The sequence below is a fragment of the Mycetocola sp. Y719 genome (genome assembly GCF_056713205.1).
In genome coordinates, this window is sequence record NZ_JBWYGY010000002.1 from 202,243 (window position 1) to 226,629 (window position 24,387).

The following is a 24,387-nucleotide window of genomic DNA, read 5'->3' on the forward strand; positions in this document are numbered from 1 at the left end:
CTGACGTCGCCGCCGGCCCGCGTGAACAAGGCATCAGCCGCGGGTCGGCGGGATAGTCTTACGCATCACGGTCTTGTTCTTGCCAATGTGACGCTCGAACGTGAATCCCGCCTTCTCGAACATGGCCCTCGTGCCGTTGTGGAGAAACGAGGACGACGTCCTCTTGCCCGGCGCGAGTTCGTTGGGGAACGAAACCACCTCGCCACCGCCAGCCCGCGCGATCAGCTCGAGCGCGCCATCCAGCGCCTCCCGCGCCACGCCCGAACGTCGGTGGTCGCGGTCGACGAAGAAGCATGTGATGCGCCACGGCGCCGGCGCGGTCTCCCCTGCGTCGTACTCCCTGCGGTGGTAGATGCGCGGCAGTTCGACCGGGCTGCCGTACTCGCACCACCCGATCGCGTCGTCGCCGTCGAAGACGAGCGCGGCGTGCGCGACGCCCTCCGCCACGAGCCTCTGTTTGAACGTCGGCCCGTCGTACTCGCTCTTGATGGTGTGCTCCGTGTCGTCATGGAAATACGAGCAATAGCACCCGCCCCAGACTCCGTTGTGCTTCTGCGCGAGCGCCAGCCACGCCGGGAAGGTTTCGGGAGTGAGCGGTTTGGTCACGTGTGAAGTCATCCAGCCCATCCTCCGGCGTTGTAGGGGAACGAGTTCAAGAAGGTCAGGAAGCGTGCCTCCTTACGCGTGCCAACCAGTAAATCTGATACCGAACGCTTCTTCAAGAAAATTCAGCACCTGAGTACCGCATGAAGCGGTCTCCACTAACGCGAACGCGGAAACCAGGTAATCGCCCGCAAGACGGACCGCGAGCGCAACGCAAGTACCGTGGGGTCGATGAGCTGAAGCGTGTCCCGCTCGAAGTACCAGACATCAACCAAAGCTGGTGACTCGAAGAGCGCCCTCGCAATACAGCGACGACGCACTGCAGCCCGTCGAGCCCCCTCTCCCCCGCAGGTTTTGCTTCGAGAATCAGACGCCTGGTGTCGCCGAGCGCCCATTACTGCTGGACGAACCCTCAGCGCGAACGTTGTCTCTAACCCTCAGCGGGAAGGGCCAGTCGATTCTGGTCGGACACATGGGCGACATCCTGGTGAACCGTCTCCGCGTGCTACGCGAAGTCGTATGTCAGAATCGCGGCCAACTCTTCCCTCCTGGGCCCGTTGCGTGGTTCCCTAGTGCTGGACCATGGATGTCGGGACGGGTGGGGCGATGGGGGCTTCGCTGAGGGCTGCGGATGTTCGCGGTTGCACTGTCGCGAGTGTCGCCCGGGACTGGGAGGCCGTGATTTCAGATGACGAACGACCGGGGGAAGAACGATGATCGACGACGAGTACGAGTTCCCGAAGGGCTTCCCGACGCCCGCGACCATCGAGGCCGCTTATGACGCCGCCGACCTCATCCGCGCGATCAGCGCCTACAAGCACTTCTTTCCCGCCGTCTCGGGTTACACGCTCCTCGACGGCAACCTCGCGATCGGCATCGTGCCCAACCGAGTGTTCGGCACGATGGACACCCGGCCGGAGCAGCGCGGGCTCACGCTCAACTCTGACACGCCCTACGCGTCGGTCATCCTCGACCTCAGTGACGGCCCGCTCGTCGTCGACGTGCCGGCCGGCCCCATGCTTGGCGCAATTCTGAACGCAGATCAGTCGTGGATCGCCGACATGGGCATCCCCGGTGCGGACCACGGGGAAGGTGGCCGCTACGTCATCCTGCCCCGCGACGCGGATGCCGCGGATCTCGACGTCGATGGTGCCTTCGTTGTGCGAGCAACGACCAGACACGTGATCGCCGGGCTCCGTGCAGTGCCTCTTGATGGCGATGTCGATCGGGCAGTCGCGCTGATGAAGCAAACCCGCGTGGCGCCACTCGACCCGTCTTCACCGTGGGACGAGGCCGAGTGGATCGACCTGTCGGGCAAGCCGCAGGACACCAGCCCGAATCGAGTACAGGCCAGCGGTGACTATTGGAAGACCCTCCTCCGCTATATCACCGAGGAAGGAACGACCGCCGCCGACGACGGCTACCTCGCCGACCTCGCGGTGCTCGACATCCGCCCCGGCGAGCCGCTCCCCACGGATGAGCGCACGGTCAGCATCCTCGCCCGCGCCGCGGCCGAGGCCGACGCACAGCTGCGGGTGCAGTCGCTGGCCGACCGCCGTGGTGACCGGGTGGCGTGGTCCGACCGGCAGTGGGAGTGGGTGAGCCTTCGCCCGGAGAACGCGTCGTTCCAGCTCGATGGCCGCCTTGACGTCACAGCGCGGGAGACCTGGTTCTATCAGGCCATAGCGACGTCGCCCGCGATGTTCCGCCGGCAGGCGGGCGGCGGGTCGGTGTACTGGTTCGGCGCCCGCGACAGCAACGGCGTCTATCTCGACGGCGGTTCAACCTATTCGCTGGCTGTGCCCTTGCCGGTCCCGGCAAAGCTGTTCTGGAGCGTCACTGTATACGACGCGCAGACCCGCAGCCAGATCGCCACCGAACAGGGCAACGCCGCCCTGCGGTCCCTGTTCGAGCTCGGCGAGCATCTCGATGGTGACGAGGTCACTCTTCACTTCGGGCCGACTGCGCCCGATGGCGCGGAAGACCGCTGGGTGCGCACAGTTCCGGGGGCGGGATGGTTCGTCTATTTCCGCATCTACGGCCCCACCGAGGGAGCCTTCGACGGAAGCTGGCGCCCCGGCGACTTCGAACTCGATCCACCGGCCACTGCCGTCACGGCGTAAACGAAGCGATCGGAGGAGCAGATCATGACGTACGCACACACCGATGTGCTTGCCCGCGGCAGGCATCGCCACGCGGTTGAGACCGCGATCTGGGGGATGGCCGCTGTCAACTACCAGCTGATGCGCGAGACACTGACCGAGGGTGCGACGAATGAGTTCGTCTACTGGTCGAAGCTGCTCGACTGGCGCAACCAGACGCTCACCCCAAACCCCGACCTCATCTACTACATAGCGTTCTTCGACACCCACGAGGGGCCAGTCGTGGTCGAAATCCCGGGCGAGAGCGACGGACAGGCGCTCAACGGGTCAGTATGCAGCCTCTGGCAGGTGCCGCTCGAGGACGTCGGCCACTTCGGCGTCGACGAGGGCCGCGGCGGCAAGTACGTCATCCTGCCGCCGGGATGGGATGAGCCCGTGCCCGACGGCTACATCGCCCTGCCCTGTGAAACCTACGGCAGCTACGCGCTGCTGCGTTCTGTGCTCGCCGAGGGTACCCAAGAGGCGCTCGACAAGGGGCTCGAGCTATGCCGACGCATCCGCGTCTATCCTCTCGCCGATGCCGACAATCCGCCTGAAACGGCGGCGCGGGACTTGCAGGGCGACGTGGTCGACACGACCATCCCATACGACCTGCGCTTTTACGAGTTGCTGCACCGTGTCATCCAGGACGAACCACTGCTCGCGCGCGACCGGCCCTTCGAGCAGATGCTCGGGTCGATCGGCATCCGCAAGGGCGAGCCGTTCGAACCCACCCCCGAGCAAATCGGGCTGCTCGAGGATGCGATCGGCGAGGCGCACGCCTGGCTGAAAGCCGAGTACGAGCGAAGCTTCGACCCCTTCTTCGACGGGGCGCAATGGTTCTTCCCCGGCCGATCCGACTTCACCGACAGCCAACGCGACGGCTTTGACGCTCACCCCGAGGGTTACCCCTATCTGAACCGCGGGGTCATCTATCACATGGCCTTCATCGGGATTCGGCGATTGGGGATCGGCCAGTTCTACCTCGTGAACCTCCGCGACAGCGTCGGCGAAATCTTCTCATCTACTGCCAGATACCGGATGCGAGTGCCCGCCGAGGTGCCCGTCTCACAGTTCTGGTCGGTGACCATGTACGACGCCGGAACGCACGCCTTCATTCGCGGCAACACGAAGTATTCGGTCTCATCGCAGACGCCCGGCCTGGTTACCAACGAGGACGGCACTGTCGATGTCTACTTCGCGCCCCACGCCGAACCCGGTCAGGAGGCCAACACGATCGAAACGGGTGACTCCGCCGGCTTCGAGCTCATGTTCCGGTTCTATGGTGTCGGCCGAGAAGTCATGACCAAGCAGTGGGCCCTGACCGACGTCGTCCCCATCGCGTAGCCCAGCGTCCGTCGGTCGAGGGCAGATGGCGTCGGTCCCCGATGCCACGGATGACGCGATCGCGGCGAAGGCCGTCCCCCAGATCGGAGAACGGCCTTCGCTGCGGCAAAAGCTGCCTAGTGGCCGTTGTTGTCGTTGTCCTCGTGTCCGCGCGTACCGGACTTCGCGAGGCCGCGGCTGATCAGGTAGCCAACTGTGACGAAAGCGACGTACTGCCAGGCGTGGTCTGCTCCGAAACCCTGGCCGTCATCGCCGTTGTCGGTGACTGCTGCCGCGATGAGGATTGCAACAGACACAATGAGCCACACGTAGAACTCGGTGGTCTTGAAGGCTGCTTTAGATTCGACAGCACGACGGGTCGTGGTGACGTTCTGGTTGGAGGTGCGTGCGTTGTTAGACATAGTTTCGCTTTCGTTGGATGGGCGGATGAAGTCCGCGCAAAGTCGGAAACGCTGCACACAACGGGGTCCGGGCTGGAGCTGCAAGATCTTCGCGACACCAAAGCTACGTTTCCTGCGACGAAACTGCATGGGGATGGAAGCTGATCACATACTGTGCTACCGAACGCGATTTTGGAACGCCCGGACATTCTGCATCGGTGGTGACCTGTCGAGCGCTGCCCTTGCGGCGCTCGACATCCGGATCGCGGGGATCGATGAGCAAGCCGTCCTAGCCACTAGCCTGGCCTGTGGACAGGGCGCGTCAGTCGGATAGCCGAACCCTCAGCGGGACAGCCCGCGTCGCCCTAGCGATCCCTAACCGCACAAGCGCCGCCGGCTATGCCGCGCTCGCGTTGCCACCGGACCTCAGCGGTCCACCTACGCGGCGATCGCCTCGATCGCGGCGGACGTCCAGGCCCGTTCGGCTCCCGCGATCCCGGCCAGGTAGGCGCCGATGCGCGCGGGTGACCAGTTCCGCGACTCACGCAGTCCAGCCGCCATCACGCGCAGATAGGACTCGGCGGGTGCTACGAGGTCCCGCTCCCCCGCCGCGGCGCTCGTGAAAGTCACCACCGGGAGGCGCGCACGGGTGCCTACACGAATCAGGGTCTGATAGCGACCGGGCCCGACTGCCAGTCGCCCGGCGCGATGCAGGGCAGAGAGATCGAGGTCGACTCCAGGGTGCTGGCGCGTCTCCTGCGCGAGCACATCCGCCAACTGCTGCCCGGCTAGGAGGTACGCCCGGCCAGCCACCATTCCCTGCGCTTGTGCATCGTAGACCGCCATGCCGCCACCCCAAACGCTCGAACGACCGGTGAAGCAGAGCGCACCCGGGATGTCCAGGTCGACGTCGCCACCGGGTTCGGTCCGGTCGCGACACCCGGGATAGGTGCGAGATCCGCCGACAGGTCGTCCACCGACGATGTAGCACCGGAAGCGGGCAAGACTCAGGTTCGTGCCGTACGCGACGTACCAGAGCCGATCCATGGAGCCTCCCTCTACTCCGGGAGTGTACTCTCCATGCCTCCGACCGTGGCTTCGTCCAACAGCACGCGTCGCGCGCGCTCGTACAGTTCCATCGCCTGCGCCGGCGTGTCACCGACTGCCGTCATCCCGACACGGCCGTGCTCGGTGATGCAGCTGATCATGTGGAAGATGATGCCTGACTGGCGCGACTGATCGAAGTGGAGACCGTGCCTGGCGACGACGTCGAACAGGTCGCCGACCGAGAGTCCCCGCAGCTCGACCGCCTCGAGATGATCTGTGGCGACGAGGTGCTTCTCGGCGCCATCCGGGGTGACGTACCGACCCGATTCCTGGTCGTACCGGCCATCGGTCAGGAACTGGAGTGTCAGGAACGGATGCGTCGTACCGCCCTTGCGCAGATTGAGCTCGATCGCGAACGCGGACCATTCGCCCGCCGCGTCCCGCACCACTACGAAGTCGACCGCGAACCGCCCGAGCACCCCCTCGGCCGCTAGCCGCTCTCCGATCGCCATCGCCGGCTCGCTGATCAGTCGCGAGTAAGCCGGATCGGCCGGAAAGGTACATCCCAGATAGCTCTGGCCACTGGCCCCGCCAAGGAGTTGATCGTGTGTGGAGAGGAGTTCGACGGTGCCGTCCGGCAACGCGCGCAATTGCACGCTCGGGCTCAGCAGATCCTCGCCGATGATACGTTCCTCCACGATGCCGCCGTCGGATTCGAGCTTGGCCACGTAAGCCTCGAACGGAGTGTCCGGCGACTCCAACTGCATCCCCCTGACGCGTTCTGCGATCGTCGCGCGTCGGTCCGGCGCTGGGAGATCTGCGATCCCGACGAGATCGACGAGCGCATTGCCGGCACCGGAGACTCCATCATTGAGTTTCACGATCACCTGGCTCATACCCGGTCGCCTGGTCAGAAGTTCTCCGATCGCGTCGACGACATCGTCGAGACCGTGCAGATCCTCGGCGCCGAGCGGATACGGCACGCCGACCTCGCCGAAAAGCCTCCGGCAGCCGGTCTTGGTTCCGAGACCGGACAGGCGCGGGTCTGCACCGTACATCGGGACGCCGAGGGTGAGGGCAATGTCACGTTCGAGCTCGGTCGTGTTGTACGGGATCAGGTGGCTGTGCGCCCGGTTCGGGACCAGCGCGGCGATCCTGGCGAGCATCCTGGGCCGCTCGAGCAGCTTCTCGCTCAACGGTCGAGGAGACGAATCGCCCACAGACACCATCGAGAGCCTGGCCAGGGCATGACTCGGAATGACTCCGGGAAGCAGCGCGAGGTAGTACTCGATGATCCGCTGATCGATGGGCATCGAGGTCACGTAGACCATCCGCAGCCTCGGCTGGCGCAGCAGCAGGAGGAGGAATAGGAAGCGCTCTTCGAACGCCTGAGCCATGCTGCCGCTGCCCGGAACTGCCGTGCTCAGCGTGACCGACGGCACGACAATGACCGACTCGTCGTCGAAGTCGAGCTTCATCGAATTCCACACCGATCCCATGCGCTCCTGCAGCATTCGGAACCGGGCCCCGCGGGCTTCGCCATCGAGGTCGGCCAAGGTCGTGGCCGCGCGGGCCACCGCCGCGCTCTCGAGTCTCGTCATGTGCTCACTTCTGCCTTCGTCTCATCGATACCGGTGACCTCGAATGCCCGGATCGGACGGCTGAAGCCCCTCAACTCGAGTTCGCCCACCGGGTTGCCGGATGCCACGCCCTCTGCGGCCGAGAACACCCGCTGGGCGACGAGGATCTGCCCGGGGCCGGCTTCTGCACAGAGGCGTGCTGCCAGATTGGTCACGCTCCCGATCGCGGCGTAGTCGAACCGCCCCTCGAAGCCGATTCGGCCGAGCGTGGCGAAGCCCTGGGCGATACCGACGCCGAAACCGAGGTCGTTGCCCTGCCTGCTCCATCCCGCAGCTAGGTCGGCGACCCGATCCCGCATCGCGACAGCCATCGAGACAGCGCGTTCGGCCGCGTCGTCGCAGGGCAGCGGGTCGTTGAAGAACACCATCAGCCCATCGCCCGTGAAGCGTTCCAGGGTGCCCTCGTAATCGTGAATCAACGCGCCGAGCGCGGCGTGATACTCGGCGAGGACTCCCATCACCTCTTCCGGCTCGCTCGCCTCGGCGAAGGGAGTGAATCCCCTGAGGTCGCAGAAGACAACGACGATCTCGCGACGATGGCTGCCGAGGAATGCCTCGTCGCCGGAGTCGATCACCAGATCCACCAGCTGAGGCGACAGGAAGCGGCGCAGCCGGTTGACCTTCTGGAGCTCATCCACCTGGGCGCTGACGCGGGCCTCAAGCTCGAGGTTCCACCGGGTGAGCTCCGCCGCCTGCCGTTCGATGGTGTCCTGGTAGCGCTTGACCTTGGCCAAAGAGGCGATGCGAGCGAGTAGTTCGCCCTGGTTGAACGGCTTGCTCACGAAGTCATCCGCTCCGGCCTCGATGGCGCTGAGCTTCTCCTGGTCGCCGCTCGCCGTGATCATCACCACCGGCAGGAATTCGAAGCCCGGGCTGCTCCGGATGCGGCGACAGACCTCATAGCCGTCGAGCCCCGGCATCACGATGTCGAGGAGCACGAGGTCGGCACCTGATGTCGGCAGCATCGCGAGTGCCTCCTCGCCGGACGTCGCCGTGAGCAGCCGATAGCCGCGGGGGCTGAGGACGGCATCGAGCAGCCTGAGGTTCTGGGGCAGGTCATCCACGGCGAGGATGGTGATGGCGTTAGCTGCCATCGGATCGCCCTTTTCCCAGGAAGCCGCTGACTTGGTCGGGCAGATCCCGCACACTGATCGGCTTGCCGAGGTAGCCGTCGAAGCCCTCACGGGAGGTTCGCTCCCGGTCCGTCGTCATGGCGAACGCGGTGACGGCGACCACCGGAACATCGCCGAATCCGGGATCCTGTCGGAGCAGTCGGAGCGCTTCGTAGCCGTCGATACCCGGCAACTGAAGATCCATAAGCACCAGGTCGGGAGAACAGGTTCCGGCGAGCGCCACCCCCTCTTCGCCGGACTGCGCCTCCACCACCTCATAGCCGAATGCGGTCAGCACGTCCCGAACGAGCTTGAGGTTGAGCGGGTTGTCCTCCACCACGAGGATGCGATGACCGGACATCAGAGCGCTCCCTTCGACGGTACGGCCTCGCGACCGCCTGGTGCCGTTGGTGACTCGGGATGCAGTCCTCCCGACCGCCGCAGTGCGCCGACGAGCGCATCCCGGCTCACGGGCTTGATCAGGTAGTCCGTCGCACCGAGCCTGATGCCGCGCGCCTTCTCGTCGAGGATCGAGACGACGATCACGGGTACCGCCCGCGTGGCCTCGTCTTCACGCATCCGGGTGAGCACTTCCCAGCCATCCATCCCCGGCAGTCGGATGTCGAGGACGACTGCGGCCGGTCCGACGGCGCGGATCAGATCGAGTCCCTCCTGCCCGTCGCGGGCGAGGAGCACCTGGACGCCGAGCCCTTCGAGGTACGCCGTCATCAGGTCGAGGGATGCCCGGTCGTCGTCGATGACGACCACGACCGGGAGGTGCGTCGTGTCGACGTGCGCCGCCGGATGCTCCTCCACCGCACCGCTCATCGGAACGGTGAAGCCGAAGGTGCTGCCCACCCCGACCTCCGTCTCGAGCCACATTCTGCCGCCGAGGAGCGAGACGATCCTCCGGCACAGGGTGAGGCCGAGGCCGGTCCCCTCCTCCCGTCCCGCACCGCGTCGACCCTGCTGGAACGACTCGAAGATGCGTTCCCGGTCCTCGGGTGGGATGCCGGTCCCGTTGTCCGTGACGGCGATCGTGAGATCGGGCCCGACGTGACGGGCGGCCACTTCGACGTGGCCGCCGTCAGCCGTGAACTTCACTGCGTTGCTCAGGAGGTTGAGGAGCACCTGCTTGAAGCGGAGTTCGTCCGAGTCGATGGTGGCCAGTCCCGGTTCGACGTCGAGGGTCACGTCGATGGCGTGGAGGGCTGCGCGTTCCCGCACCATGGAGATCCCGTACTCCAGGGCCGAGTGGATCGAGAACGGTGACGAGGCGAGTTCCATGCGTCCGGCCTCGACCTTGGAGAGGTCGAGGATGTCGTTGAGCAGTTCGAGCAGGTGTCTCCCGGAACCGAGGATGTCGTGGAGGTACTCGTCCTGGCGTTCATTGAGGTCGCCGAACATCCGCTCCAGCAGCACTTCGGAGAAGCCGATGACCGCGTTCAACGGTGTGCGGAGTTCGTGCGACATGCTGGCGAGGAACTCGGACTTGTGCTGGCTGACGACCTGGAGCTCTGCGGACTTGGTCTCGAGCTCCCGGAACAGGCGGGCGTTCCACACGGCCAGCGCCGACTGGCTCGCGAAGGTCTCGAGGAATTCGATCGTCTCGTTCGAGAAGTCTCCGGGAGTCTTGCGTCGCACGACGAGTGCTCCGAGGATCTGCGCACCGCGGAGCACGGGTACCGCGAGAACGGATCGCCAGCCATCGTCGTACAGCACTTTCAGGTGCGGGTCCAGCTCGACGATTTCGAGGTCGGCCACGGCGATAGGGTGTCCCTCCATTGCGGACCGGCCGACGAGGGTGGTCTCCAACTCGATCCGGGTCGCGCGCAACGCGGCCAGGAGTCCCGCGCTGCTCGCGTAGGCGCTCCGCACCGAGAAGCAGCGCTCCTCCTCGACGTACTCCATCATCGAGCCACCGTCACAGCCGGAGAAGCGGACGGCGTTCATGATGATGTTCGAGAGCACCTCGTCCAGGACCAGGCTCGAGCTGACGACACCGCCGACCTCGCTCAGCGCCTCGAGCTGCTCGACCCGTCGGGCGAGCTCGAGACCCCGCTCTTCGAGCGCGCGTACCAGGTGCACGTTCCTCACAACGATCGCGGCCTGCGCGGCGAACGCCGCCAGCAGCGCCATGGCCCGGTCGTCGAATGGCTCGACCTCTGTGCGGAAGAGCGAGAGCGTGCCGACCACTTCGTCGTCGAGCATCATAGGGGCCGAGATGAGGGTGCGGTATCCGCCGATCGCCTGGAGGTCCTGGCGGCCGTACTCGGGGTCGATGAGCGCATCGGGCACCTGGTTGATCTTGCGGTCCAGGGTCACACGCCCGACAATAGTTTTCCGGTCGAGTTTGAGCGGGTGGGCGGCTACGTAGCTCAGGAACTCGCCGGTGAGGCCGACGGAGGACGAGAGCACGAATCGGTCTCCGTCGAGGAGGTAGATCTGGCCGGCCGCCGCCAAGCAGAGCCTGCGGGCGCTCTCCACGACGGTGTCGAGCACGGCGTCCGGGTCGGACGCCGACCTGCCGAGCGTGGTCAACACCTCGTTCATCGCGGCGAACTGCTCGGTGGCGTCGGTATAGTCACGCTGGAGGCTTCGGAACTCCTCCATGCTCACCGGGCGACCTTGCTCGCTGATGGTGGCCTCCCTCTCTAGAAACCGGGGGCATAAGCGACTGCAGGGGTCATTGTCCTCGCGACCTGCAGGGTGCGCAATGGGTTCGAATCGCTCAGCGGCGGCTCCGTGACGCACCGATCGGCATGGGAATGACGACGAACGGGGCGGGCGGACTTCTATGCGATTACCCGACGTGCACGGTCCTGAGCCGTCCAGGTCGATCTCGGTCGTCGCGTCGGCGCCGAACCGACCTGGCGAATCGTCCTCCGTGATTGCGACCAGCCAGGGCCGGCGTCCGCGGCGTGCCCAGAAGCATCCGCCCGATCCGAGCCAGGAATCCATTCGTCGTCGCCACCATCGCACCCTGGCAAGCGGATCCTTGACGTTCAGAGGCCATCAGGACACGGGAATGGGGCGGTGTGGGATCTCTCCCACCGCCCTGCACCGCTAGGTACACGGTCTCGAGTGCGTATCCCTCTTCGCCGTGAACGATGGTGTCGACTCCGGCGACCTCGTCCTCGTTGGTGATCCGCGAGCCCATCGTCGTCTGAAGAGGACGACCGCAACAAGCGCGGCAAGGAGCGCCACAAATGCGATGGCCAATGGAAGCGTTCCATAGTCGTAGAACGCCACGTACGGGTTGGCCGGATCGGTCGTCTCGAACGTGCACCTGATTCCAAACGGGATGAACACCTGCTCCCCGTCGACGTAGTATCCACCGGGATTGTCGCGGAGATCGACGCCCGGCCGGCTGGCGTAGATGTGGTGTCCGCACGCTTCGTACATACCGCTTCTCCGCATCCCCCACCAGCGGAACAGCACGAAGAAAGTGACCAGGGCCCAGACGGAGAAGCCCAGCCCGATCGTCCAAACGACCTTGTCGTTTTTGGTGGTCTCCGGCTCCTGATCAGTCGTCACCCGTCGAAGGCTATCGGCCAGCGGCGACTCGAGCGCATAAAACAAACCGACTTCGATTCCGTACCTATTCAGAAACGTCTGACGGGAGCGTCTGACGGGGGTCTTCTACCGGTGCCTCCTGGCTCTAACGTTTCCCTGCGTCGGCACCGTGCTCGGCGATGAAGACCGCTATCTCCCGACGATAGCGGCGGAGAGAGAAGAGCCCCATCGCGCTCCATAAAACCACCAGCACGATCTGAATCCACGGGTTCCAACTCCAAGAGGTGACCACCCCACCGATGACCAGGATCACCGCGAAAATGATGCCGATGCTCACGAAAAAGACGCCGAAACTCCGGTGCCTTTCTATCGCCATGCGTTGCTGCACAAGTGAGGCAATGACCGTGACGGTACACCCTGACCCGGCGCGGCCACGAGCGCTAGTAGCGAAGCGAATGGCACAGGATGCGGCGCGCAACCGCCGTTAAACCGTATCGAACGCCCATAAGCCGGACGATCAATGGAGATTCGCCGCGCCCGTGCTTTCGACAGAGTTTTCCAGTGGGATCAGCGGATCGGACCACTAGCCAGGCTTGTCGAATACGCCCTGGATGAACACCGTGCGCCCGGCGTCGGTGTTGCGCCCGGAGTTACTCATCTTGACGGCTGCCTGTTCTCCCAGCACGAGATGCATTCCAAGCGGAGGAGGGGCGCTGGAGCCGCTCGCACCCGACGCTTGCGCCTTCGCCTGCTGTGCCTTGCGCGCCGCCACGATGTCGGCGGTAATGTCGCGCCAGGTGCGCTCCAGGAGACCTGCACCGCGGATCAACCCGCGGAGGGATTCCGCATCGGCCAGATGGCTCTGGTTGGGGCGGCTCGCCCATGGGACCGGAAGCTCAATCGGCTCGCCGTTCCCCGCGCAGATTTCCTGGCAGACGAACAGCCCGCCCGGCCTGAGTACCCGGGCGATTCCGGAATACAGGCGGCGCTTGTCCCGGATGTTCATCTGCATTTGTATCGTCCACACCACGTCGAAGCTGGACGCGGCGAACGGAAGCTCCAGGGCATCACCCGCCTGAAAGCGGGTGCGATCGGACAACCGCGTCATCCGAGAAAGGGCGTTGGCCACCCCGCAGAATTCAGGCGAGAGATCGATGCCTGTCACGTCGCAACCCAAAGTTGCGGCGAGGTAACGCGCCGGGCCACCCAACCCGCTGCCCACGTCGAGCACTCGCGATCCTGGCGGAATCTTTGCAAGCTCCACCAATGCGCGCGTGGCCGAACGTCCCGCGGAGTGAAACTCGTCGGCCGGCGCGAGATCTTCGTGCGTGACCGAGTCCAGGTCCTTGCCGAGAGCTTGCAACCCCGCCACGATTCGCGCCAGAAGTCCGCCCGGCTCGTAGTGACGAAGCATTTCCTCGTGCGACTCGCCCATGGACACAAATCCTGCGCGGATTTCGGGGAGCCGTCAAGTAAGCGCTTGCTCCCACCACCCCGTCACCTGCCCTCCTCCGGCAGGAGGGAGGGTCTGGCCTGTGCCCTAAAGAGGTGTCCACTCGACCGCAGAACGGCATCGCAGACCCCCTGACCAGCAAACGATGTCTGTCCTCCTAAACGACATCGGAAGGGTCGCGGTCGTGCAATTCTCCCTTCGTCCCAAAGGTCCATGGGTGGCTGACAACCTGGATCAGCGGATAGCTCGCCTCCCCGCAATCGCTTACGGCTTCGTCGTCCGCTGGACCGTTCCCGAGATGCCATCCATGGCGCAATTCCTACTGGTGCTGTCAGGCGTCTTGCTCGGCACCGCAGCAACGCTTCTTATCGAATTTCTCCTGCCCCGCCGTGCGGCAGAGAAGGCAGTGGCGGCGACGGATGCGTCGCGAGAAATTCAAGAGACGTCGCTAGAACTTCTTCGCGAGACTCAACTCCTGCTCGCCCACGCGCAGGCCGAGTTGCGTCAACGACCCTGGTGGCGACGGCGGCCGAAAGGTTCAAGGCGATACAAATAGGAACCTTATCTACCTCGACCCTGACGTCTCGCGGAGGCCAACATCGCCGCTCAGCGATCACAGCGAGCCACCAGCGTTCGTAAGCCGGACCCTCTGCGGACACATCCGAACAGCTACGGGTGCCATGACGAACCTCGCCGGCTACGTTCCCGCATGACCCGCCCGCGTTGCATTCGCACAAAGGGGCGCTTTACGCTCCGCCCTCGCGCAGCGCAATTTAGTTCCGGCGCTCGATGGCGCGCGAAACCGCTAGACCGGAGCGAGCCTCAGGGTGCGATCAGCTGACGCTGACCACCGGCGCGCCCACGGTAGTGTCGCTCGCCGGCATCTCGGCCGCGAGGCGGTTGGCCTCCTCGATCAGCGTGGCGACGATCTCGGACTCTGGGACGGTCTTGATGACCTCACCCTTGACGAAGATCTGGCCCTTGCCGTTGCCGCTTGCAACACCGAGGTCTGCTTCGCGTGCTTCGCCTGGACCGTTGACGACACATCCCATCACCGCGACGCGAAGGGGAACGGTCATGCCTTCGAGACCATCCGTCACATCGTTGGCCAGCTTGTAGACGTCGACCTGCGCACGGCCACAGCTCGGGCAGGAGACGATCTCGAGCTTGCGCTCACGCAGGTTGAGCGACTGCAGGATCTGCAGACCGACCTTCACCTCTTCGGCGGGCGGCGCACTGAGCGAGACCCGGATCGTGTCACCGATGCCCTCAGAGAGCAGGATGCCGAACGCGGTCGCGCTCTTGATCGTGCCCTGGAACGACGGCCCGGCCTCGGTCACGCCGAGGTGCAACGGCCAGTCACCGCGCTCGGCAAGCAGACGGTAGGCCTTCACCATGACGATGGGGTCGTTGTGCTTGACCGAGATCTTGAAGTCGTGGAAGTCGTGCTCCTCGAAGAGGCTGGCTTCCCAGACGGCACTCTCGACGAGCGCCTCCGGCGTAGCCTTGCCGTACTTCTGCAGCAGTCGCGGGTCGAGTGAACCGGCGTTGACACCGATGCGGATCGACACGTCTGCGGCCTTGGCCCTGCGGGCGATCTCGGCGATCTGGTCGTCGAACTTCCGGATGTTGCCGGGGTTGACGCGCACGGCGGCACAGCCGGCGTCGATCGCCGCGTAGACGTAGTTCGGCTGGAAGTGGATGTCGGCGATGACCGGGATCTGGCTCTTCTTCGCGATGATCGGCAGCGCCTCGGCGTCGTCACGGCTCGGCACCGCCACGCGGACGATGTCACAGCCGGATGCCGTCAGCTCGGCGATCTGCTGGAGGGTCGCGTTGATGTTCGGCGTCGGCGTCGTCGTCATCGACTGGACGCTGATCTGCGCGTCACCCCCGACGAGGACCTTGCCGACCTTGATCTGACGGGTCTTACGCCGTGGAGCGAGGACTTCGGGGACCTTGGGCATTCCCAAATTAACTGCTGGCACGATGCCATCCTACGCCGGGACCCCTGAACGCTTGCCGCACGCCCGGGCACCTGTTTCGGCGCCCGAACGTGCGACATGGGTCAGCCGATTGCGACTCTGAGCGGCGGTTCGGTGGCAGCGATGACCTCATCGATCGTGACGCCCGGCGCCACTTCGACGAGCACGAGACCGTCAGGGGTGACGTCGATCACGGCGAGGTCGGTGATGATGCGGTGAACGACGGCCCGGCCGGTGAGCGGCAGCGAGCAGTCGTTCACGATCTTGGCGGAGCCGTCCCTGGCCACGTGCTCCATCAGGACAATGACGCGCCCGGCGCCGTGGACGAGGTCCATCGCTCCGCCTGGGCCCTTGACGACCTTGCCGGGGATCATCCAGTTCGCGAGGTCACCGGTCGCGGAGACCTGCATGGCCCCGAGGATGGCGGCGTCGATCTTGCCGCCGCGGATCATCGCGAAGCTCAGCGCCGAGTCGAAGAAAGACGTGCCGGGGAGGGTGGTGACGGTCTCCTTGCCCGCGTTGATGAGGTCAGGATCGACGGCATCCTCAGTCGGATACGGTCCGACACCGAGGATGCCGTTCTCCGACTGCAGTGTGACGGTGATGTCGTCAGGCACGTAGTTCGGCACCAGGGTCGGCAGGCCGATGCCGAGGTTGACGTATGCGCCGTCGGTCAGCTCGAGGGCGGCGCGTGCGGCCATCTCGTTGCGGGTGAGAGCCATGGGTCAGGCACCTTCCGTTGTGCGAACGGTTCGTCGTTCGATGCGTTTCTCGATGTCGGGTCCGACGAGCACGACGCGGTGCACGAAGACACCAGGCAGGTGAACGGCGTCAGGGTCGATCTCCCCCGGTTCGACGAGTTCCTCGACCTGGGCGATGCAGATCCGGCCGGCCATCGCCGCGAGCGGCGAGAAGTTGCGGGCGGACTTGTCGAAGACGAGGTTGCCGTGCCGGTCACCGCGTTTGGCGTGCACAAGAGCGAAGTCGGTGGCGATCGCCTCTTCGAGCACGAAGGGCTTCTCCTCGCCGCGCACCGTGAAGTTGCGCACATCCTTCGCCGGAGACGCGATGGCGACGCCACCGGATCCGTCGTAGCGTCGAGGCAGCCCGCCTTCGGCGACCTGTGTGCCGACGCCGGTCTGGGTGAAGAACGCTCCGATGCCCGCGCCGCCTGCGCGGAGCTTCTCGGCGAGGGTGCCCTGCGGCGTGAGCTCGACTTCGAGCTCGCCGGAGAGGAACTGGCGCTCGAACTCTTTGTTCTCACCGACGTACGACGACGTCATCTTGCGGATGCGGCGGTTGGCGAGAAGAACGCCGAGGCCCCAGTCGTCGACGCCGCAGTTGTTGCTGACGATCGAGAGGTCATCGCTCCCCTGGTCGAGAAGGGCCTGGATCAGGATTATCGGGTTGCCACACAACCCGAAGCCTCCCACCGCGATCGACGAACCGCTGGCGATGTCCGCCATCGCCTCGGCCGCGCTTGCCACTGTCTTGTCCAAAGTCACCGTCGCACCTCCATCGCTGCCCGATCCGCCGTTCTGCGGACGCGGAGTCGCGAGGCGCGGTGCTTCTGGCGCCGGTGCCTCGCGCCTACAAACCTATCGGTGGAATCAGGGCTGCGGGTGCGACCGGGCCGGGGGAAACCGTCCGAATCCGTGGCAAGCTGGAAGAAGCATGTTCACCGTGCAGACCAGTGCGGAAACGACGAAGGAGTCGAGAAAACAATGAGTTCAGACGATGTAGTCATCCTGGCCGGTGCGCGGACCCCTCAGGGTCGCCTGCTCGGACAGCTTGCAGGTTTCAGCGCCGTCGAACTCGGGGCGATCGCCCTGCGGTCGGCCATCGAACGCTCGGGTGTCGACGTCGATGACATCGACGCCGTGGTCTTCGGCCAGGTCCTCCAGGCCGGCGCCGGGCAGAACCCGGCCCGCCAGACCGCACGCGCCGCAGGCATCGGCTGGAACGTTCCCGCCGTGACCGTCAACAAGGTCTGCCTCTCCGGGATCCACGCCGTCGTGGACGCAGCCCGTCTCATCCGTACCGGTGAAGCATCCGTCGTCGTCGCCGGAGGACAGGAGTCGATGACCAACGCCCCGCACGTGCTGCCCGCGTCACGCAAGGGCTACAAGTACGGCGAGGTGACGCTCATCGACACCGCCGCGTTCGACGGACTCACCGACGCCTTCGACGGCGACTCGATGGGCATCTCGACCGAGCGCCACAACGGCCCCCTCGGCATCGAGCGTTCGGATCAGGATGCCGTCGCCGCCGGCTCACACCAGCGGGCGGCAGCCGCGCAGGCATCCGGCCTGTTCGACGGGGAGATCACCCCGGTCACCGTTCCTTCGCGTCGCGGCGAAGCGACCGTGCTCACCACCGACGAAGGAGTGCGCGGCGATTCGACGGTCGAGTCCCTCGGCGGCCTGCGGCCCGCCTTCGACAAGGACGGCACGATCACGGCGGGCAACTCGTCACCGCTCAGCGATGGTGCCTGCGCCCTCATCCTGGCGCGCCGGTCCTGGGCCGAGGAACGCGGGCTGTCGTGGCTCGCCGTCGTCGGAGCATCCGGATCCGTCGCCGGCCCCGACAACTCGCTGCACTCGCAGCCGTCACGCGCCATCGCCGCCGCCCTCGACAAAGCAGGCTGGGCGGCATCCGACCTCGACCTGATCGAGATCAACGAGGCGTTCGCAGCCGTCAGCGTGCAGTCGATGCGCGACCTGGAGCTCGACCCCGAGAAGGTCAACATCCACGGCGGTGCGATCGCGCTCGGTCACCCGATCGGCGCTTCAGGTGCCCGGCTCGTGCTCCACGCCGCGCTCGAGCTGTCGCGGCGGGGCTCGGGTAAGGCTGCCGCTGCTCTCTGTGGTGGCGGCGGCCAAGGCGACGCTGTGCTGCTCTCCCGCTGAGATCAGGCCAGACGTTCGGCGAGAAAACGCCAGGCCAGCGCCGACATGCGGGCGGCCTGCGCGTTCGTCGCCGCTCCCCCGTGCCCGCCCTCGATGTTCTCGTAGTAGGTGACGTCGGCGCCCGCGTCGATCAGCCTCGCCGCCATCTTGCGTGCGTGCCCTGGGTGCACCCGGTCGTCGCGTGTCGACGTGGTCAGGAGCACGGGCGGGTACTGCTTTCCGTCCTCGACGAGGTGGTACGGCGAGAACGTCCGCAGGTACTCCCATTGGTCGGGATCGTCCGGGTCGCCGTACTCGGCCATCCACGACGCCCCGGCCAGGAGCTTCGAGTACCGCTTCATGTCGAGCAACGGCACCTGGATCACAACAGCACCGAACAGTTCGGGGTACCCGGTGAGCATGTTGCCGGTGAGCAGGCCGCCGTTCGAGCCGCCCTGGACGCCGAGATGGGCTGGCGACGTGACGCCCCTGGCGATGAGGTCACGGGCGACGGCGGCGAAGTCCTCGTATGCGCGGTGCCTGTTCTTCTTGAGGGCGGCCTGGTGCCAGGTCGGTCCGTATTCGCCACCGCCGCGGATGTTCGCGACCGCGTACGCTCCGCCCTGCTCCAGCCAGGCCCGGCCGATCGTTCCCGAATAGCCGGGCGTCAGCGAGATCTCAAAACCGCCGTAGCCGTACAACAGGGTCGGTGTCGACCCGTCGAAGGCGGCATCCTCCCGGTGGACGAGGAAGTACGGAACCCTCGTGCCGTCCTCGGATTCCGCGAACTGCTGCTCGATCGTCAGCCCGGCCGGGTCGAAGAAGGCGGGCTGAGACTTCAGCGGGATGGGGAGCGCGCCGGCCTGTCCGACCGTCGCGATCGACAGCGTGGTCGGGGTGAGGTAATCGGTGGCCACGACCCAGACGAGGTCGTTCTCGTCCGGGTCGACCGCCGACACCTGGACGGTACCGAACTCGGGCGCGCCGGGGAACTCGCTGCGCTGCCACGCGGCATCCGTCGGTGTGAGCACGCGGATGCGGCTCTTCACGTCGTCGAGGACGGTGAGGACGAGGTGGTCGCGAGTCCAGGTCGCGCCGGAGAGCGACGTCGTCGGTGTCGGCTCGAAGACGAGCTCGAACGAGCGGTCGCCCGCGAGGAAGCCCTCGAAGTCGGCAGCGAGCAGCGACCCGGCTCGGTAGGTCACGCCGTCCGGTGTCCAGTCGTCGCGGAGTTCGATCAGCAGCCACTGCCTCGAGTACCCGATCTCCGCCGAGTCGGGAACCTCGATGCGTGTGGGGATGCCGTCGACGAGGACGAACACCTCTGACGTGTAGAACGTGGTCGCGCGCCAGAAGAAGTCACGGATGTAGCCGGGCGTGTGACTGCGGAACGCGCGCACGGACACATCCGAGACCTCGCCCTCGAACACGGTCTCGGCGGACTCGATCGGTGTCCCCCGCTTCCATCTTCTGGCGGTCCGCGGATAGCCGGACGAGGTCAGCGCCCCCTCGCCGAGCGCTGAGGACAGGAAGACGGTGTCATCGTCGATCCAGCCGAGCCCACCCTTGGACTCGGGACGGAAGAAGCCACCCTCCTCCGGCGGCACGAACCGGAACGTCTCGAGGTCGAACTCGCGCGTGACATCCGCATCCGATCCACCGTGGGACAGGTCGATGAGGGCCTTGCGATAGTCGGGCCTGAGAACACTGGCGCCGTGCCAGACCCAGTCTTCGCCCTCTGCGGCGTTCAGTGCGTCGATGTCGAGGACGGTCTCCCAGGCGGGCTGCGGCGAGCGGTATTCATCGAGCGTCGTCCGCCGCCAGAGGCCGCGCTGGTGCCCGGCATCCGTCCAGAAGTTGTAGTAGAAGTCGCCGACCTTCTGGACCAGGGGCAGTTTCGCGTCCGAGTCGAGCACGCCACGGATGGCCTCTTCGGTGCGCTCGAACGCGTCTGAGGCGGCCAGCCCGCCAAGAGTTTGGTCGTTCCGTGCGCGGACCCAGTCGAGGGCCGTCTCGCCGTCGATGTCTTCGAGCCAGAGGTAGGGGTCGTGTTCGTCGACGGTCATGGTCCCAGCCTAGGAGGCGAAGCATCGGGCATGGCGTCGGTGGGGGCTGTTGCGCTGCGGCGATTCAGGTCTACTCTTCGGGTGTGTCTGCGGAATCTCAGGCGTATCGCGCCGCCCTCGACCGGGCTCACGCCCACTCCCTCGAGTGGCTGTCATCGCTGCCCACCCGGCCGATCGCACCGCGATCGACGGTGGACGAGGTCGCGGCCCACACGAGCGGTCCCCTCCCCGACGCACCGACGGATCCCGCCGAAGTGGTCGATGAACTCGCCGCGCTCGCCGAACCGGGTCTGATGGGGATCCCCTCCGGACGGTTCTACGGCTGGGTGATGGGCGGGACTCTCCCCGCCGCACTTGCAGCCGACTGGATGGTCAGTGCCTGGGACCAGAACACCGGGATGCGGAACGCCACTCCAGCGACCGCCGCGATCGAGGAGGCCGCGGGGCGATGGCTCCTCGACCTGCTCAAGCTCCCCCCGGGTTCAGGGGTGGGATTCACCACGGGCGCGACCGTTGCGAATTTCGTGGGACTCGCCGCCGGGAGGGCCAGCGTCCTCGCCGACGCCGGCTGGGACGTCAACGTCGACGGACTCACCGGCGCGCCTCGGGTGACGGTGCTCGTCGGTGACGAACGGCACACGTCCGTGGACCTGGCCCTTCGCTACCTCGGTCTCGGCTCCCCCACCGCGGTCGCAGCGGACGACCAGGGCAGGCTCCGACCCGACGCGCTCGAGGCTGCGTTCGCCACGGTGGATGGTCCTGTGATCGTCTGTCTCCAGGCCGGCAACCTTCACTCAGGTGCCTTCGATCCGATGCGCGAGGCCATCGAGGTCGCGCACAGGCACGGCGCGTGGGTGCACGTCGACGGTGCGTTCGGTCTCTGGGCCGCGGTCAGCCCGCGATACGACAGTGCTCTCGACGGCTTGGAGTTGGCGGATTCCTGGGCGACTGACGCACACAAGACGCTCAATGTGCCGTATGACTGCGGCCTCGCGATCGTTGCGAAACCGCATCTGCTGCGGTCGGCCTTCGGCGCCCACACCGACTACCTTCTCCACGACGACGCCGTCGGCGATCCTTTCGAGAGAGTGCCGGAGATGTCGCGCCGTGCCCGTGGCATCCCGACCTGGGCAGCGCTGAAGTCACTCGGACGCTCAGGCACCATCGCCCTCGTCGAACGTCTCGCCGCGACAGCGCGTGAACTCGCAGATGGGCTGTCGGCGCTGGACGGAGTCGAGGTGCTCAACGACGTCGTGTTCACCCAGGTCTGCCTCAGTTTCGGCAGCGACGAGCGCACCCGGGCTGTCACCCAGGCACTCATCGCCGACGGCGACGTGTGGATGAGCGGGTCCCGGTGGCAGGGTCGCGACATCCTCAGGATCTCGGTGAGCAACTGGTCGACGGATGCCGCAGACATCGCGACGTCGATCGCGGCCGTCGAGCGCGCGATGGCCGCGACCGCCTGATCCGACCGGCCGATGCGCGTCCGACAGGAGAAATGTGTGCCCGCGCACGCTCAACAGGAGGAAAACCGCTTTCTCGGATGTCTGCTCCTGTCGGGCGTGGGGTAATACCTCTTCCGCATCGGACCAGCGGCGGTTAATCTGGGGCCATGTGCCGAAACATCCATACGCTCCATAATTTCGAGCCGGCTGCCACCGACGATGAGGTGCACGCCGCCGCTCTCCAGTTCGTCCGCAAGGTCAGCGGGTCGACGAAACCGTCGAAGGCCAACGAGGATGCTTTCAACCTCGCGGTCGCCGAGATCGCCCACGTCACGAGGCATCTGCTCGAGGACCTCGTGACGACGGCGCCGCCGAAGGACCGCGATGTCGAGGCTGAGAAGGCCAAGGCCCGTTCGCTGGCGCGGTTCGCCCGCGCGTAACCCGCTGTCGGGTCCGCGCGGGCAAACCCCTAGCGGCCGGAGGGGTTGTTCGTCCTGATCACCTCGAGGCGTGCCCGGTATTCGGTCTCGTCGATGTCGCCCTGCGCGAAGCGTTCGGCCAGGGTGCTCTCAGCGCTTCTGCCCGGGCTGTGCGCAGCGGTCCACGGAGGTGCCGACCGGCGCCAGCGTCGCCCGAGGAAGGCGAAGAGCAGCGCGAACACGAGGATCCAGAAGACCGGGATCAGGAAGAACCACCAGCCGAAGCCTGGCCCCCAGCCCGGGTGCATGGCGACCGTCGCGAGCGCCGGTGATGCGAGTGTGCTGATCATGAAAGTGTCCCTTCGTTCGTCGGTTCCACCGGAACCGTCAGCCCAAGCATCGACGCTGGGCGGCTCGCGGGAATCTGCCGGGGGGACGAATCCGGCGTACTCCGCTCGGACGACGTCAGGCGGTGAAGCCAGGCGCCACGAGCCCGCTTTCGTAGGCGAGCACGACGAGTTGCACCCGGTCACGGGCACCGAGCTTCGTGAGGATGCGGGAGACATGCGTCTTCGCGGTGAGCGGGCTGAGGAACAGCCGGGCGCCGATCTCCTCGTTGGAAAGACCCGCGGCGACGAGGACCATCACCTCGCGTTCCCTGTCGGTGAGGGCGTCGAGGAGCTGGGGGGTCACCGTCGAGTGGAGCCGGCCGGAGATCCGCTCGAGGAGCCGCCTGGTCACGCTCGGTGAGAGGAGCGCGTCGCCCGCAGCGGCGATCCTCACCGACCTGATCAGCTCGACCGGTTCCGTGTCTTTCACGAGGAATCCGCTCGCGCCTGCGGCGATCGCCTGGGCGACGTACTCGTCGAGTTCGAAGGTCGTGACGACGACGATCCTGGTTCCGGCGAGCGCCGGGTCCGCCGTGATCTGCTCCGTCGCCCACAGGCCGTCACCGTCAGGCATCCGGATGTCCATCAGCGCGACGTCCGGGCGATGCTCCCTGATGCTCGCAACGGCATCCGCCCCTGTCGCCGCCTCGCCGACGACCTCGATGTCGGGTTCGGCCTGGAGCAGCGCACGGAACCCGGCCCGGATGAGCTGCTGGTCGTCCGCGATCACGACACGGATCATGAGGTCCCCGGCAGCGTGGCAGTGACGAGGAATCCCCCGTCGGTGCCGTTCCCCGTGACGAGGGTCCCTCCGAGCAGTTCGGCACGTTCGGTCATCCCGAGGATGCCGTTGCCCGTGTCGCCGCGGAACGGGTCGACCGCTCCCCTGCCGTTGTCGGCGATGGTCAGGCGGATCGTGCCCGCGGTCTCGTCCAGGCGCACCTCCGCCCTGCTGGCCTGGGCGTGGCGGAGCACATTGGTGAGGCTCTCCTGGACGATGCGGAACAGCGCGAGCTGGACGGCAGCGGACGGCACGCTGTCGAGGTTCGCCGTGTACTCGACGTCGAGTCCCTGCGCGCGCATGGACTCGACGATGTCAGGGATCCTGGCGAGGTCGGGCTGTGGCGCGAGCGACGCCGCGTCGACGCTGTCTGCCCGGAGGAACGCGAGCACTCCCCTGACTTCGTCGAGTGCCGTCTTGCTCGCCGACTTGATGTTCGCGAGCGCTTCACGGGCCCGCTCCGGCTCGGTGTCCATGAGGTGGAGACCGACACCAGCCTGCACGTTGATCTGCGAGAGCGAATGCGCGAGCACATCGTGCAGTTCACGGGCGATCCGCATCCGCTCGGCCTGCTCGACCGACTGGCGGTGCTCGACGGCCCTGCGCCTGGCTTCGCCGATCCGGTCGCGGCGCTGGCGCACTCGTTCGGCGACGGCGAGCAGCAGGGCGATCCCCGCCGTCGCCACGGCGATCCGAACCGGATGCCAGTCGGTGCCGAGCAGGGACCCCAGCGTCACTGCGGCGACCCAGCCGACGGCGACGGAGCTGTAGACCCAGACGCGCGCACCCCGAACGATGCCGAGCACGATGGCGAAGGCGAAGGCCAGGTACGGCGGGCCGAACTCGGGTGGCAGGAGAAGGTCGGCGACGGCAGCCGCGGTCACGACGGCCGCCACGAGGCCGGGGAATCGGCGGGCGCCGAGCAGCGCGATCGGCCCTGCTGCCGCGACGGCGATGCTCAGGGCGGCGAGAGCACCCGTCGTGTCGGGCTCGGTCCGCCAGAGAAAAAAGGCCGTCGGGGGCACCTGCACGAGAAACGAGAGCAGGACGGGAAGCCAGAGCCGAGCGGCGGGCGGCAGCCCACGGAACGGCGGCCGGCCGCCCCACCGGGCAAACGGGTCGCCGTGTTCAGGGTCGACCGCCGCGGGGAGCATCCCTCAAGAGTAGTGAGAAGT

The 24,387-nt window shown here is 66.2% G+C and carries 23 protein-coding genes; 6 read left to right on the top strand and 17 right to left on the bottom strand.

Annotated elements, in window-relative coordinates:
- Nucleotides 1–33: 33 nt before the first annotated feature.
- Complete coding sequence (locus tag AC1M0F_RS07355; protein ID WP_480237574.1) at nt 34–618, bottom strand: GNAT family N-acetyltransferase; 585 nt, start codon at nt 616–618, stop codon at nt 34–36.
- A gap of 698 nt (nt 619–1,316) precedes the next feature.
- Here AC1M0F_RS07355 and AC1M0F_RS07360 point away from each other — a divergent pair.
- Entirely contained in the window at nt 1,317–2,726 is a 1,410-nt protein-coding gene (locus AC1M0F_RS07360; protein WP_480237575.1) for a DUF1214 domain-containing protein, read from the top strand.
- Between the two features lie 24 nt (nt 2,727–2,750).
- A complete protein-coding gene (locus AC1M0F_RS07365; RefSeq protein ID WP_480237576.1) occupies nt 2,751–4,091 on the top strand; it encodes a DUF1214 domain-containing protein in 1,341 nt (446 codons plus the stop codon).
- Nucleotides 4,092–4,207: 116 nt separating this feature from the next.
- On the opposite strand, the gene AC1M0F_RS07370 is transcribed toward AC1M0F_RS07365, so the two are convergent.
- The 9 genes from AC1M0F_RS07370 to AC1M0F_RS07410 form a co-directional block, all read right to left on the bottom strand.
- Nucleotides 4,208–4,492: a hypothetical protein gene (locus tag AC1M0F_RS07370; protein ID WP_480237577.1), complete on the bottom strand. Its 285-nt coding sequence runs from the start codon at nt 4,490–4,492 to the stop codon at nt 4,208–4,210.
- Between the two features lie 417 nt (nt 4,493–4,909).
- Nucleotides 4,910–5,518 carry a histone deacetylase gene (locus AC1M0F_RS07375; protein WP_480237578.1) on the bottom strand — a complete coding sequence of 203 codons (609 nt, stop codon included), beginning with the start codon at nt 5,516–5,518 and terminating at the stop codon, nt 4,910–4,912.
- Between the two features lie 11 nt (nt 5,519–5,529).
- Entirely contained in the window at nt 5,530–7,119 is a 1,590-nt protein-coding gene (locus tag AC1M0F_RS07380; protein ID WP_480237579.1) for a peptide ligase PGM1-related protein, read from the bottom strand.
- Complete coding sequence (locus tag AC1M0F_RS07385) at nt 7,116–8,252, bottom strand: adenylate/guanylate cyclase domain-containing protein (RefSeq protein ID WP_480237580.1); 1,137 nt, start codon at nt 8,250–8,252, stop codon at nt 7,116–7,118. Before AC1M0F_RS07385 ends, AC1M0F_RS07380 begins: the two co-directional genes overlap by 4 nt.
- Nucleotides 8,242–8,631 carry a response regulator gene (locus AC1M0F_RS07390; protein ID WP_480237581.1) on the bottom strand — a complete coding sequence of 130 codons (390 nt, stop codon included), beginning with the start codon at nt 8,629–8,631 and terminating at the stop codon, nt 8,242–8,244. Before AC1M0F_RS07390 ends, AC1M0F_RS07385 begins: the two co-directional genes overlap by 11 nt.
- Nucleotides 8,631–10,883, bottom strand: coding sequence for an ATP-binding protein (locus AC1M0F_RS07395; RefSeq protein WP_480238435.1), 2,253 nt, complete (start codon nt 10,881–10,883; stop codon nt 8,631–8,633). The genes AC1M0F_RS07390 and AC1M0F_RS07395 overlap by 1 nt, the downstream gene beginning before the upstream one ends.
- Nucleotides 10,884–11,336: 453 nt before the next feature.
- On the bottom strand, nt 11,337–11,807 hold the full coding sequence (locus AC1M0F_RS07400) for a hypothetical protein (protein ID WP_480238460.1): 471 nt from the start codon (nt 11,805–11,807) through the stop codon (nt 11,337–11,339).
- A 124-nt stretch (nt 11,808–11,931) separates the two neighbouring features.
- Complete coding sequence (locus tag AC1M0F_RS07405) at nt 11,932–12,123, bottom strand: hypothetical protein (protein WP_480237582.1); 192 nt, start codon at nt 12,121–12,123, stop codon at nt 11,932–11,934.
- 246 nt (nt 12,124–12,369) lie between these two features.
- Complete coding sequence (locus AC1M0F_RS07410) at nt 12,370–13,221, bottom strand: SAM-dependent methyltransferase (RefSeq protein ID WP_480237583.1); 852 nt, start codon at nt 13,219–13,221, stop codon at nt 12,370–12,372.
- A 235-nt stretch (nt 13,222–13,456) separates the two neighbouring features.
- Here AC1M0F_RS07410 and AC1M0F_RS07415 point away from each other — a divergent pair, with 235 nt between their 5' ends.
- Nucleotides 13,457–13,795 (top strand): hypothetical protein, encoded by a 339-nt coding sequence (locus AC1M0F_RS07415; protein ID WP_480237584.1) that lies wholly within the window; start codon nt 13,457–13,459, stop codon nt 13,793–13,795.
- 277 nt (nt 13,796–14,072) lie between these two features.
- Here the strand turns inward: AC1M0F_RS07415 and ispG are convergent, their stop codons facing one another.
- From ispG to AC1M0F_RS07430, 3 genes are all read right to left on the bottom strand, one after another.
- On the bottom strand, nt 14,073–15,227 hold the full coding sequence (gene ispG, locus AC1M0F_RS07420; RefSeq protein ID WP_480237585.1) for a flavodoxin-dependent (E)-4-hydroxy-3-methylbut-2-enyl-diphosphate synthase: 1,155 nt from the start codon (nt 15,225–15,227) through the stop codon (nt 14,073–14,075).
- An 80-nt stretch (nt 15,228–15,307) separates the two neighbouring features.
- Nucleotides 15,308–15,946, bottom strand: a complete 639-nt coding sequence (locus AC1M0F_RS07425) for a CoA transferase subunit B (RefSeq protein WP_480237586.1) — start codon at nt 15,944–15,946, stop codon at nt 15,308–15,310.
- Nucleotides 15,947–15,949: 3 nt separating this feature from the next.
- Nucleotides 15,950–16,729: a CoA transferase subunit A gene (locus tag AC1M0F_RS07430; RefSeq protein ID WP_480237587.1), complete on the bottom strand. Its 780-nt coding sequence runs from the start codon at nt 16,727–16,729 to the stop codon at nt 15,950–15,952.
- Between the two features lie 219 nt (nt 16,730–16,948).
- Between AC1M0F_RS07430 and AC1M0F_RS07435 the strand changes: the two genes are divergently transcribed.
- A complete protein-coding gene (locus AC1M0F_RS07435) occupies nt 16,949–18,133 on the top strand; it encodes an acetyl-CoA C-acetyltransferase (protein ID WP_480237588.1) in 1,185 nt (394 codons plus the stop codon).
- Between the two features lie 2 nt (nt 18,134–18,135).
- On the opposite strand, the gene AC1M0F_RS07440 is transcribed toward AC1M0F_RS07435, so the two are convergent.
- Nucleotides 18,136–20,178, bottom strand: coding sequence for a prolyl oligopeptidase family serine peptidase (locus AC1M0F_RS07440; RefSeq protein ID WP_480237589.1), 2,043 nt, complete (start codon nt 20,176–20,178; stop codon nt 18,136–18,138).
- Nucleotides 20,179–20,261: 83 nt separating this feature from the next.
- Here AC1M0F_RS07440 and AC1M0F_RS07445 point away from each other — a divergent pair, with 83 nt between their 5' ends.
- The gene (locus tag AC1M0F_RS07445; RefSeq protein ID WP_480237590.1) at nt 20,262–21,644 is read left to right on the top strand and encodes a pyridoxal phosphate-dependent decarboxylase family protein; all 1,383 of its coding nucleotides are present in this window, start codon (nt 20,262–20,264) and stop codon (nt 21,642–21,644) included.
- Between the two features lie 146 nt (nt 21,645–21,790).
- Nucleotides 21,791–22,063, top strand: a complete 273-nt coding sequence (locus tag AC1M0F_RS07450; RefSeq protein ID WP_480237591.1) for a DUF2277 domain-containing protein — start codon at nt 21,791–21,793, stop codon at nt 22,061–22,063.
- A 29-nt stretch (nt 22,064–22,092) separates the two neighbouring features.
- On the opposite strand, the gene AC1M0F_RS07455 is transcribed toward AC1M0F_RS07450, so the two are convergent.
- The 3 genes from AC1M0F_RS07455 to AC1M0F_RS07465 form a co-directional block, all read right to left on the bottom strand.
- On the bottom strand, nt 22,093–22,392 hold the full coding sequence (locus AC1M0F_RS07455; protein WP_480237592.1) for an SHOCT domain-containing protein: 300 nt from the start codon (nt 22,390–22,392) through the stop codon (nt 22,093–22,095).
- Nucleotides 22,393–22,507: 115 nt separating this feature from the next.
- Nucleotides 22,508–23,173, bottom strand: a complete 666-nt coding sequence (locus AC1M0F_RS07460) for a response regulator (RefSeq protein ID WP_480237593.1) — start codon at nt 23,171–23,173, stop codon at nt 22,508–22,510.
- Nucleotides 23,170–24,366, bottom strand: coding sequence for a sensor histidine kinase (locus AC1M0F_RS07465; protein ID WP_480237594.1), 1,197 nt, complete (start codon nt 24,364–24,366; stop codon nt 23,170–23,172). The genes AC1M0F_RS07460 and AC1M0F_RS07465 overlap by 4 nt, the downstream gene beginning before the upstream one ends.
- Between the last annotated feature and the right edge of the window lie 21 nt (nt 24,367–24,387).